The organism is Pseudomonas sp. GW822-FHT02E03 (assembly GCF_058802325.1).
This window is the reverse complement of record NZ_JBXAOA010000003.1, coordinates 145,950-157,965: the sequence shown is the minus strand read 5'-3', so window position 1 is coordinate 157,965 and position 12,016 is coordinate 145,950. Positions and strand designations below refer to the sequence as shown.

The 12,016-nt window shown below is 59.4% G+C and carries 12 protein-coding genes; 2 read left to right on the top strand and 10 right to left on the bottom strand.

Features of this window, described 5'->3' with window-relative positions:
* Positions 1-63: 63 nt before the first annotated feature.
* From AC1RQB_RS03790 to AC1RQB_RS03745, 10 genes are all read right to left on the bottom strand, one after another.
* A complete protein-coding gene (locus AC1RQB_RS03790) occupies positions 64-1,041 on the bottom strand; it encodes a FecR domain-containing protein (RefSeq protein WP_063343614.1) in 978 nt (325 codons plus the stop codon).
* Entirely contained in the window at positions 1,042-1,557 is a 516-nt protein-coding gene (locus AC1RQB_RS03785; RefSeq protein ID WP_063343615.1) for a sigma-70 family RNA polymerase sigma factor, read from the bottom strand.
* A gap of 80 nt (positions 1,558-1,637) precedes the next feature.
* A complete protein-coding gene (locus AC1RQB_RS03780) occupies positions 1,638-2,882 on the bottom strand; it encodes an MFS transporter (protein WP_063343616.1) in 1,245 nt (414 codons plus the stop codon).
* Positions 2,883-2,947: 65 nt separating this feature from the next.
* Positions 2,948-3,502, bottom strand: coding sequence for a PqiC family protein (locus AC1RQB_RS03775; RefSeq protein ID WP_063343617.1), 555 nt, complete (start codon positions 3,500-3,502; stop codon positions 2,948-2,950).
* Positions 3,503-3,519: 17 nt separating this feature from the next.
* Entirely contained in the window at positions 3,520-5,175 is a 1,656-nt protein-coding gene (locus tag AC1RQB_RS03770; protein WP_063343618.1) for a PqiB family protein, read from the bottom strand.
* A complete protein-coding gene (locus tag AC1RQB_RS03765; RefSeq protein ID WP_063343619.1) occupies positions 5,156-5,836 on the bottom strand; it encodes a paraquat-inducible protein A in 681 nt (226 codons plus the stop codon). Before AC1RQB_RS03765 ends, AC1RQB_RS03770 begins: the two co-directional genes overlap by 20 nt.
* Positions 5,833-6,429: a paraquat-inducible protein A gene (locus AC1RQB_RS03760; protein WP_008072349.1), complete on the bottom strand. Its 597-nt coding sequence runs from the start codon at positions 6,427-6,429 to the stop codon at positions 5,833-5,835. Before AC1RQB_RS03760 ends, AC1RQB_RS03765 begins: the two co-directional genes overlap by 4 nt.
* Before the next feature lie 288 nt (positions 6,430-6,717).
* A complete protein-coding gene (locus AC1RQB_RS03755) occupies positions 6,718-8,019 on the bottom strand; it encodes an NAD(P)/FAD-dependent oxidoreductase (RefSeq protein ID WP_063343620.1) in 1,302 nt (433 codons plus the stop codon).
* Positions 8,016-9,104, bottom strand: a complete 1,089-nt coding sequence (locus AC1RQB_RS03750; protein ID WP_063343621.1) for a polyamine ABC transporter substrate-binding protein — start codon at positions 9,102-9,104, stop codon at positions 8,016-8,018. Before AC1RQB_RS03750 ends, AC1RQB_RS03755 begins: the two co-directional genes overlap by 4 nt.
* Positions 9,105-9,261: 157 nt before the next feature.
* On the bottom strand, positions 9,262-10,620 hold the full coding sequence (locus AC1RQB_RS03745) for a glutamine synthetase family protein (RefSeq protein ID WP_007900282.1): 1,359 nt from the start codon (positions 10,618-10,620) through the stop codon (positions 9,262-9,264).
* A 164-nt stretch (positions 10,621-10,784) separates the two neighbouring features.
* Between AC1RQB_RS03745 and AC1RQB_RS03740 the strand changes: the two genes are divergently transcribed.
* Together AC1RQB_RS03740 and AC1RQB_RS03735 are read left to right on the top strand one after the other, a co-directional pair.
* A complete protein-coding gene (locus tag AC1RQB_RS03740) occupies positions 10,785-11,711 on the top strand; it encodes a helix-turn-helix domain-containing protein (protein WP_063343622.1) in 927 nt (308 codons plus the stop codon).
* Positions 11,708-12,013 (top strand): hypothetical protein, encoded by a 306-nt coding sequence (locus AC1RQB_RS03735; RefSeq protein ID WP_063343623.1) that lies wholly within the window; start codon positions 11,708-11,710, stop codon positions 12,011-12,013. Before AC1RQB_RS03740 ends, AC1RQB_RS03735 begins: the two co-directional genes overlap by 4 nt.
* Positions 12,014-12,016 lie beyond the last annotated feature (3 nt).

The window sequence follows — 12,016 nt, the reverse complement described above, 5'->3', positions numbered from 1 at the left end:
TCCTTCCCTAGCCAGTCGAGATCAAAAAAAGTATCACCCGCGCCGCAATATTTTTTTGCGAGCTCAGGCGGGAGAAAGCGTGACCCAATAGCCGCTTAAATGCCCGGTGGCGATTACTGGGTACGTCTGCACGAGCATGTTCAGGGTGCGTTGTGTGTCGCTGATGGGGAAGGCGCCGGAAATGCGCAGATCGGCAATGGCCGGGTCGCAGCGTACGAAGCCTTTGCGATAGCGCGCCAGTTCGGCGAGGAAGTCGGCCAGACGTACGTTGTCAGCCATCAACATGCCTTGAGCCCAGGCGCTGACGGCGCTGTCCACCGGGTTCAACCGGCCAAAGGCTTGCGCGGAAAAGTCGGTGCGTTGCCCGGCATTGACGATCAATGGGGCGACGTGACTGTCACGGGGCAACTCGACTCTGACCGCGCCGTCCAGCACGGCAAGGTGGGTGCGGGTCTGCCATTGGCGAACGGTAAACCGTGTGCCCAAGGCCTGCATGCGCCCCTGACGGGTGCTGACCAGAAAAGGTCTGGCCAGGGGCAATACATCCGGCACGGTCTGCACCAGAATTTCACCTTCGCGCAAGTTGATCAGTCGCTGGTTGGTGTCGAACAGCACATCGATGGCGGTGTCGGTATTCAAGGTGATGTGCGAACCGTCGGCCAGGGTCATTTCACGACGTTGGCCCACGGCAGTCCGATAGTCGGCCGTCCATTGTTGCGACTCCAGCAGTTTCCAACTGCCCCAGCCGGTGGGCAGTACCGCGAGGATAGTCGCCAGTTTTGCCAGCGCGGTGCGTCGTTCAGGGTTGCTTGGGCGATCCAGCGTCGACATCGCCAGTGACGGCGGCAGCCCGCCGAGCTTGCTTTGCAGCAATTGCGCACGAGCCCAGGCGCGATGGCGCTCGGGGCTGCTGACGCGCCAGCACTCCCATTCGGCACGCTGGGTTTCGTTGAAGTCGCTTTCGCTCAGACGCATCAGCCATTCGGCGGCTTCTTCGAGAATTCGCGGATCGATTTGCGCGTCACTGTGGCGAGTCGACATTCATTCCACCAGCATCAGGCATTGCACGAAAGCCTGCTTCATGTAGCGCTTGACGGTAATCAGCGAGACGCCCAGTTGCGCGGCGATGTCCTCGTACTTCAACCCGCCGATCTGCGACAGCAAGAACGTACGCTTCACCAGCGGCGGCAGGGAATCGAGCATCGCGTCGATTTCGTGCAGGGTTTCCAGCACCATGAAGCGCAGTTCGGGGGAGGGCGCTTCGGGCGTGGGCAGCAACGCCAAGGCGTCCAGGTAGGCGCGTTCGAGCGCCTTGCGCTGATACCAATTGACCAGAATGCCCTTGGCCACGCAGCTCAGGTAAGCCCGAGGCTGCTCAATGACCGCGACCCGGGAAGCGAGTATGCGAGTAAAGGTGTCCTGTGCAAGATCGGCCGCATCCATGGCGTTGCCCAGTTTTTTGCGCAGCGTGGCATACAGCCAGCCATGATGGCCGCTGTACAGGGCTTCGATCATGCGCAGGTGATTGTTGTGAGTTGCGGGCAGGGTATCGCTCATGGATGATAATTTTTAGCGATTGAGAAGTATTCCCAATGCTAGTTGACTGTGACCCTGCGGCGCAAGAGGCGCCTTCAGGATCAATCGCCGGGAGGGACCTGGCTCGGTTGCATCACCACTGGCCAATAGCGCAAGGCGACAATCGGAATCAGCGCGACTACGTAGGCCAGGCAAACAAACAGGTAGGTGTATTGCAAACCATAGACCTGGCTGAGCAAACCACCGGCCGAGATGCCCGCGATGGAGGCGAATTGCGCGGTACTTTGGGCAATCCCCAGCACGTAACCCTGCTGTGAGCTGTCGGCGGTTTTCGAGATCAGTGCCATCAGCACCGGCGTCGTCGCCCCCAGCAGCACGCCCCACACGAAGTAGGCAATGACAAACACCACCGGGTTGCGGGTGATGCCGGCCACGGCGGTCAGGCCGATGCAACCGATAACAATGCAGGTGATGCGGTGCAGGGTGTCTTGCTGGCTACGGTGCTCGAAGTAGCGCGACCACGGCGCCGCCGAGATGATGAAACCCAAGGCCAGTAAGCCATAGCACAGGCCGACCACCGAGTTGCGGACCTCGAACACCGAGCTGACATACAGCGAGAACGAAGTCTGGGGCAGCATTCGCGCCAGCAACAAAATTCCCATCACGCCCAGCAACGACAGCAGCGGCGAGCCTTGCCACACGTTACGTGAACGCTTGACCGGTGCAGTGGCATCCACCACCGGTGCTTTCTTCACCGGCGGCACATCCGGCAAGGTCACGGCCGCCACCACGGTGCAGATCGCACAGAGGGCCGAGGCAATGATGTTGATCCAGAAGAAGGTCGCGTAATCGAGGATCAGCCCGCCGACTACGGCACCGAGCAACGAACCGACGTTGGTGGATATTTGCAGGATTGCAAACAGCCGCGCCCGGCGTGAAGGCGCTTCAATGCTGACGCCGTAAGCCTGGGCCGGGGCGATGTACCCGGCGAACGCGCCCTGCAAGAAGCGCAGGAGCAGGATCACCCAGATATCGCTGCAGAGGGCCAGCCCAAGCTGGGTCAATGACAAACCGGCCAGGGCGCGGATCATCATCAACTTGTGGCCATACCGGTCGCCGATACGGCCCCAGAAGGCGCTGGTCAGCATAATCCCCAGCATCGGCCCGACGTAGACGGCGATACTGGCGAAGCTGAACACCGACTCCGACGACGTCAGCCCACGCAGATGGACGGGCCAGAACGGCCCGCTCATTTCCATCGCGCCCATGGAGATGAGCTGGATCGCGAACAGAAGATAAATCAGGATTCTTACGCTTGAACCCTGAAGGGTACCTGTATGGGACATCGGTCAGCCTCGGTGGTTGGGCGGCATCCTACGTGCTTTGCCACCGAGGGAAAACCGCGCACTGGCTACTTGACCGACGGACAGCCCCGTGAAGATCCGATTGCAGCCTGGCTAATGGCGGCAGCTAACCGTTTCACATTGTTCTGATGGGCGACCACCAGCTCATCAATGCTCGGGCCGGCGGGGGTCTGCAACGTGCTGCGACAGGTGATCAGCGCAGCATCGCCGGGGCCGAGATTGCGCAGGCGCCATTTGACATCGATCAACGCGTATTGACCGGGGATCGAATCAAAGCGCTGCACGTCCAGTCGCAACGACACTCTGCGTTGCAGATTGCTGGTGACCAGTTGATCGACCAAGGCGCTGCGCAATTCATCCACCAGACTCGCCGCCCACCATTCGGTTTCGAGGATCGCCAGGCCACTGTTACCTTGGCGAATGACAATCTGCGGCCGATCGACCTGGGGCGGCACCGTGATGCCTTCAATCTGAATCTCCGCGCCGCCGCTTGCGCCGCTCAGTTGGGTCGGGGTCAGGGTATGGAACTGAATCGGATCGCTGCGGCAAGCGGTGAGCAGTAACAGCACAGTGACCAGCGAGATCTTCAGCGGGAAAGCCATGGGTATTGCTCCTGTGGTCAGTTGCGCGGTGGCGCCTTCATATCCATCGGTGCGGCGTTGTCGGGACGACCGCGAATCAGCGATTCCGGATGCCGGCCCAGGTAATCCGAGAGTTCACGCAAGGAGCGTGACATGCGCCCGAGTTCGTCCAGGGTCTGGGTCAACTGCTCCCGTTGCGGCGAATCCTCGGCCAAGGTCGAACTGGCCGATTGCAAGGCCTTGCTGACGTCCCCCAAGGTGGTCTGCACGCCGGGCAGGGTCCTGGCGTTGAACTGTACGAGGCCCTTGCGCAGTTCGACGAGGTTGCTGTCGAGATTGCCGGCAATGCGATCGATCGGTAGCTGGTTGATCTTGTTGACCATGTTTTCCAGTTTTTCCTGCAACTGCTCGAGGCTGCCAGGAATGGTGGGGATGGTGACGGGGCGGGCGGTTGGATCGAACACGACTTTCTCTGCGTCGGGGTAGAAGTCGAGCGCGATGTAGAGCTGGCCGGTCAACAGATTGCCGCTACGGGCCTGGGCTCGCAGGCCATTTTCGATGAAGCTGCCCATCAGCCGCACGCCAGCGGCTTCGTCATTCGGGTCATGCTTCAAGGCCTCGAGCATTTTGGTATGAGCCTGACCGAGGCGTTGCGGGTAGATCACGATGCCGACATTGACCGGGAAGCTGCGCTTTTTCGCGTCGAAATCCAGATTGACCGAGACGACTCTGCCAAATTCGATGCCGAGGAACTCCACAGGCGCATCGATCTTCAGCCCGCGCAGTGCCTGATCGAAGCGCAAACTCAGGTACTGACCCTTACCAAAGGGGGGCGCGAGGGCGGTTTGCTGGTCTTCGAACAGGTCGAAGGCTTTATTCTCGCTGGCCGGCTGATCATTGGGGCTGTATTCCGGCGCGCGAAACGCGATGCCGCCCACCAACAACGAAGACAGGGATTCGGTACTCACCGCAAAACCATTGGCACCCACGCTCACATCGATACCACTGGCGTTCCAGAATCGGGTGTTCTGCGTGACGAAGACGTCATTGGGCGAATGCACGAAAATTTCGATGTTCACCCCTTTGCCGTCGGCATTCAGCGCATACGCCACCACTTGCCCGACTGGAATCTTGCGGTAATAGACGGGGGAGCCGATGTCCAGCGAGCCAAGGTCCTGGGTGTGCAGCATGAAGCGCTTGCCCGGCTCGCCATAGGTAATGGGCGGTGGGTTTTCCAGACCAATGAAGTGTTTGGAACGGATATTGGCCACGCCGATGTCGGCACCAATGTAATCGCCTGACAGCAGGGTATCGATGCCCGAGACGCCGCCGGCACCAATGCGCGGTCGCACGACCCAGAATTGCGAATCTTCGCGGGTGAAGTTCTCAGCCTGTTTGTCGAGTTTGATCGTGGCGTTAACGCTTTTTTGATCGTTGCTCAGCTTCACTTCCGAGACATGGCCGATGACCACGCTGCGGTATTTGACCTCGGTCTTGTTGGCCGTAAGACCGCTACCTGTCTTGAACGTGACGGTGATGGTCGGGCCTTCCTGCATCATGCTGTGTATCACCAGGGAGATCCCCACCAGCACCGCAACGATCGGCACAATCCACACCAGCGAAACGCTGAAGCGACGGGTCTTGATACTGGCCTGGCAGGGGTCTTGCGGCCCATCAGTGGCTTGCGACTTCATCCATGACCTCCTCGTTGGGTGGGTTGTTTCGCTTGTTATCCCGCTCGTTATCCCGCTCTTTATCCCAAATCAGCCGCGGGTCGAAACTCATGGCAGATAGCATGGTGAATACCACCACCAGACCAAAAAACAGAATACCCGGGCGCGGTTGAATATCGCCCAGGGCCTGGAATTTCACCAGGGCGGCGACCAGTGCGACAACAATCACATCGAGCATCGACCAGTAGCCGATCAGCTCGACGAAACGGTAAAGCTTCGAACGCTCCTTGCGCGCCCAAAGGCTGCCGCGTTGCACGGTGATCAGCAGCAGGGAGAGGGCAACGAACTTGATGCCTGGCACCGCAATGCTGGCGATGAAAATAATCAGGGCAATGTCCCACGCACCGTGTGCCCAGAACTCCAGCACACCGCTCATGATGGTGCTGTCGGAGCCGCTGCCGAACAGACTGGTGTTCATCACCGGCAGCAGATTGGCCGGGACATAGAACACCAGCGAGGTCAGCAAGTAGGCCCAAGTGCGGGTCAATGAATTGGTTTTGCGAGCATGCAGGGGCGCGCCGCAGCGTGGGCATTCGTGAGGGTTATCGGTGATGTCGCAGGCCAGGCCGCAGCTATGGCACAGGCACAGGTTGAGTTCGCTGGCGAGCGGTGGCCTGTTCATAGGGTGTCCCACAAATCACGTACATCGCGCCCGGCGATGCGGATCAGCAGCAGGCTGAGGACAGCCAGGGCAAACAGGCCAAGGCCGGGTATTACATCGAGCAAACCTGCCAGTTTGAACACCGCCACCATTGCCCCCAGCAGACAAACCTCGAGCATGCTCCAGGGCCTGAGGGTTTCCAGCCAGCGCATGCACAGCTTGAAGCCTGGCGAGCGCCGATGCACGAGGGCGAAGCTCAGGACCCAGATCAGCAACACCAGTTGAAAAAGCGGCGCGATGATGATGGATATCGCCGCCACCAGCGCAATAAAGGTGATCGGCCCTTGGCTCAACGCCAATACCGAATCCCATAGCGTCGCACTGTTTTTCAGGCCCTTGAGGCTGATGCTCATGACGGGATAGAAGTTGGCGAAAATCCACAGCACCGTTGCCGTGAAGGCCAACGCCAGACGCTGCTCCACCGACAGTCCGTTATAACGCTGCAGCACGCCGCCGCAGCAGGTACACAGGGCTTTCTGATGTTTGGCGAGCGTGACTTTTTCATACACGCAGTCGCAGTGCTCGCAGATGATCAGTTGGTCAGTCGTAGCCATAGGCCGCACTCGCCAGGAGGCAGGAAATTCAGAGCACTCCCTCAATATAGAAGTGACTTGCGATTGAGCAAATTAAAAGACTGATCAAGAGGACGGGGACATAAAGTCTGATCGACCGCGTCATCGTTCTTCGCGAGCAAGCCCGCTCCCACATTCGACCGCATTCCTCTGAGAGAACTCGGTCAATTGTGGGAGCGGGCTTGCTCGCGAAGACGGCCTGACACTCAACCAATAAGTGGCTGACATGTCGCCCTCGCGAGTAAACCAGTACCCACGATGGCACCCCCTTCAGCCGAGCAATTCGCGCAGGCGATACCAGAACATGCCGAGGGCCAGCAGCGGTGAGCGCAGGGCTTTTCCACCGGGGAAGGTCATGTGCGGGACGGCGCTGAAAACGTCGAGCCCCTTGCTGTGCCCGGCATGAATCGCTTCGGCCAGCAACCGTGCGCACCAATGGGTCACGTTCAGGCCATGACCGGAGTAACCCTGGGCGTAGAACACGTTCGGGTACTGGCTCAAGCGTCCGGCCTGGGGAAAGCGGTTGGCGGTGATGCCGATCATGCCGCCCCATTGATAGTCGATGCGCACATCAGCCAATTGCGGGAAGACCTTGAGCATTTTTGGCCGCATATAAGCGCCGATATCCCCCGGATCGCGCCCGGAATAATGACAGGCACCGCCGAACAACAAGCGTCGATCCGCCGAGAGCCGGTAGTAATCGAGGCCGACTTTCTGGTCGCACAGTGCCAGGTTCTGCGGGATCAATTGTGCGGCAACCTCAGGTGCCAAAGGCTCGGTGGCGATGATGTAACTGCCTGCCGGTAGCACCTTGCCGCTCAGGTGTGGTTCGAGTTCTTCCAGGTGCGCGTTGCAGGCCAGCACCAGACTACCGGCGCGCACCGTGCCGCCCGCGCAGCGAATCTGAACGGTGCTGCCATGGATCAACTCCAGCACCGGGCTTTGTTCGAATATTCGCACCCCGAGGGATTCGGCAACGCGCGCTTCGCCAAGCACCAGATTCAGCGGATGCAAATGACCCGACCCCATGTCGATCAGGCCGCCGGCATAAACATCGGAGCCCACCACTTGCTGGCGGATCTGTTCGGGGCCGACGAGTCGGGTTTCATGGCTGTAACCCAGTTCGGCAAGGTTTTGCAGTTCCGCCTTGAACGCCTCGTACTGCGCCGGGGTGTTGGCCAGCTCGCAAAAGCCCCAGCGCAGGTCGCAATCGATCCCATGCTCACGGATGCGATTGCCCACCAGTTCCACCGATTCGATGCCGGCACGCTCCAAATAGCGCACGCCGTCCTGACCGACATATCGGGCGAAACCGCTGACGTCATGGCCGATGCCGCGGATCAACTGCCCGCCATTACGCCCACTGGCGCCCCAGCCGATCCGCCGGCCTTCCAGCAGAATCACCGAGAGCCCGCGCTGCGCCAGTTCGATCGCGGTGTTAACCCCGGTAAAGCCGCCGCCCACCACGCAGACATCGGCCGTGAGGTCGGAAGCCAGCACGGGGTAGGGCGCCAAGCTGTTGGCCGACGCGGCGTAATAGGAATGAGCGTGTTCGTTGTCGTACTGATTCATTGGTTGGACTTCACTTTGCTCCAGGAGCGGGTCATCAGACGCATGATCGGCTGGGGCGGGGTGGTGGAAATGTAGAGCTTGTCGAGCACTTCCTGAGGAGGATAGACCTCTGGATTATTGACCAGCTCCGGGTCCATGTATTGCTTGGCCGCCGGGTTTGGATTGGCGTAACCCACCGAGGCGCTGACCTTGGCGATTACCTGCGGATCCAGCAGGTTGTTGACGAACGAGTGGGCCTCTTTCGGGTTGCTGGCGTCGGCAGGAATCGCCAACAGGTCGAACCAGAGGTTACTGCCTTCCTTGGGGATCGCGTAGGCGATGTTCACGCCGTTCTTCGCTTCCTTGGCACGGTTCGCCGCCTGGAACACATCGCCCGAATAGCCGAACGCAACGCAAATGTCGCCATTGGCCAGGTCCGACACGTATTTGGACGAATGGAAATAGGTGATGTAAGGCCGGATGGTCAGCAGTTTGGCTTCGGCCTTTTTAAAGTCCTCGGGGTTTTCGCTGCGTGGATCCATACCCATGTAGTTCAGGACCGCCGGGAACACTTCATCGGCCGAATCCATCATCGACACGCCGCACTGACTGAGCTTCTTCAGGTTCTCTGGCTCGAAAAACACCGCCCAGGAATCGATGCGATCGATGCCCAGCACTTGCTTGACTTTGTCGACGTTGTAACCAATGCCGTTGGTACCCCACAGGTACGGCACCGAATGTTCGTTACCCGGATCGCTTTTTTCCAGTAGGGCCAATAGCTTCGGGTCGAGGTTTTTCCAGTTGGGCAGTTGCGAGCGATCCAGTTTGAGGAACGCGCCGGCCTTCACCTGGCGTGCGAGGAAATGGTTGGAGGGCACCACCACGTCATAACCCGTACGGCCGGCGAGCAGTTTACCCTCCAGGGTTTCGTTGGAATCGAATACGTCGTAGATCACTTTGGTCCCGGTTTTTGCCTGGAAGTCGGCGAGGGTGGTCTCACCGATGTAATCGGTCCAGTTGTAGACGCTCACACTTGATTGAGCGTGTGCAGTTACGCTGAAGAGCAAGGCCAGCGAGGCCGGAACCACGGATTTCAGTAGACGCATATCGACACCTCTTAGAGTTATTGGATTTGTTCAGGCGTTTCTTGATGATCGTTCCCACGCTCTGCGTGGGAATGCCTCGACGGACGCTCCGCGTCCGCTTCTGGGACGCAGAGCGTCCCGGGCTGCGTTCCCACGCGGAGCATGGGAACGATCAGGATCAGACGCTGAGCAGCAGGAACTCGCGCTCCCAGGAGCTGATCACGCGCTTGAAGTTTTCGTGTTCGGCCCGCTTGACCGCGACGTAACCGCGCACGAATTTGCTGCCCAGATAACGCTCGATGGTTTCGCACTCTTCCATGCGTGTCAGTGCGTCCTCGATGGTGATCGGCAGGCGCAGATTGCGTCGCTCGTAGGCACGGCCCTGCACCGCGGCGCTCGGCTCGACCTTTTCGACCATGCCCAGATAACCGCACAAAAGGCTCGCGGCAATCGCGAGGTAAGGGTTGGCATCGGCGCCCGGCAAGCGGTTTTCCACGCGCATGGCGTCGGGGCTGGAGGTCGGTACGCGCAGGCCAACGGTGCGGTTCTCTTCGCCCCATTCAACGTTGACCGGCGCCGAGGTGTCGGGCAGGAAGCGGCGGAACGAATTGACGTTGGGCGCAAACATCGGCAGCACTTTGGGAATGTATTTTTGCAAGCCGCCGATATGGTGCAGGAACAGTTCGCTCATCTGCCCGTCGGCATCGGCGAAAATCGGCTGGCCGGTGGCAATGTCCACCACGCTCTGGTGCAGGTGCATGGCACTGCCGGGCTCGTCGCCGATCGGTTTGGCCATGAAGGTCGCGGTGACGTTGTGCTTGAGTGCCGCTTCGCGCAGGGTGCGTTTGAACACGGTAATCTGGTCCGCCAGATCCAGCGCGTCGCCGTGACGGAAATTGATTTCCATCTGCGCCGGGCCGTCTTCGTGGATCAGCGTGTCGAGGTCCAGGCCCTGGAGTTCACACCAGTCATAAACGTCTTCAAACAGTGGATCGAACTCGTTGGCGGCGTCGATGGAAAACGACTGACGACCGCTTTCCGCACGGCCGGAGCGTCCCAGTGGCGCTTTGAGCGGCAAGTCCGGGTCTTCGCAGCGCTGGGTCAGGTAGAACTCCATTTCTGGCGCGACAATCGGCTTCCAGCCTTTGTCGGTGTAGAGCTGCAGGACTTTTTTCAGTACGTTGCGCGGCGACAGTTCGATGGGATTGCCGAACTTGTCGAACGTGTCATGGATCACGATGGCGGTGGGTTCGATGGCCCATGGAATGACGTAAACCGCATCGGCGACGGGCTTGCAGACCATGTCGATGTCGGCCGGGTCGAGCAGGTCGTAGTAGATGTCGTCGTCAACAAAGTCCCCGGTTACCGTTTGCAGCAGCACACTTTCCGGCAGGCGCATGCCTCGCTCATGCAGGAATTTGTTGGTGGGTGCAATCTTGCCGCGAGCGATGCCGGTCAAGTCGCTGACCACACACTCGACCTCGGTAATCTTGTGATCTTTCAGCCACGTGAACAGCTGATCGAAAGGGGCATTCATAAAAACCTCATTATTGGTTTGATTAACGCCGGGGAGGGACGCGGCTTCATCCACCGAACACTTCCCCTGTGGCGCGTTGACGACTATCTTGGGTGAGCCTTGGCGTTCCATCTATCCACTTTAAACAAGCACAAAGCGCACCAAAAGAGTGCGTAAGGCGTCCCATGACAGCGTGCAATCCATTACAGGTTCAAGCGTTCAACACCGCCGACGTGGCCGAGCAAATCCGCGCCACACCGGGTTGGGTGCAGCACTATCAGCAAATGTCCCCGGGGCATTTCGCCGGGCGGGTGCGCTATCTGGATTTGCAAGGCGTCGAGATTTACGAGGAGCAGATGAACACCCGGGTCGAGCAGAATTTCAGTGCCCCCGAAGGCGCGCTGGCATTCTGTTTCGATCGCAATGACAACTCGCTGTACGTGCTGAACGGTGAAAGCCGCAACATCTGGATCACCCCGGAGAACTACCAGGAAATCGCCGTGGTGTTCGGTCCGGAATTTGTTCAGCGCCATGGCCTGGACGTGGCGCGACTTGAAGGCTTGTTCATGTCGCCGCTCAATTCAGGTCAGAACGCACTGTTCAGCCGCTGGTTGAGCGGGACGTTGACGCGGCTGACGCAGACGCTGGATCCGCCGAGCAAAGAGGCGTTGACCCAGCAACTGTTGGAGGACTGTTTGTACATCCTCGATAACGCCTGTGTGTGCCTGGACCGCGCAGGTTTGCAGCGCCGGGCGGAGGAGCGAACGATCATGAAACGCGTCGCCGAATGGGCCGCCGATACACCGGAAGAAACCCTCAATTTGCTTGAGCTGTCTCAGGTGGCCGGGGTTTCGCTGCGTCAGTTGCAGCATGCGTTCAAGGCGTATACCGCAATGACTCCCACGCATTGGTTGCGCTTGCGTCGGCTCAACAGCGCGCGCCGCGAATTGCTCAGGCGAACGGCCGGGGAAACGACGGTCGCGCAAGTGGCGATGAATTGGTCGTTCTGGCATTTGGGACGATTTTCCAGCAGTTATCGAGCGTTGTTCCAGGAACTTCCCAGCCAAACACTGGCTCGCAAACACAGTGGACCGTGTCGGAGATCATCATGAGTCGGTTATCGTCTTTCAGCCTGTGTGCCGTCATGTCGATGGTCTATACGCCGGTTCAGGCAGAAGCGGTCGTGCCCTTGAACGGGCAGAGTTCGCAACAAATCCAGCTGGACATCAACGATTGCAGCAACGTCACGGCCAGCCAGAGCACCTCTAGTCCGCCAGCCTCGGAGGGTGCTGCGGTGGATGCTACGCAGGTACTTGGACGTCAACATGACGAGTTTTACGAGCCGGTCGAGGCCGATGTGAAACAGCACTATCACGGCTGCCTGCAAGGGCGGGGTTATCAGGTAACGCCATGAGCG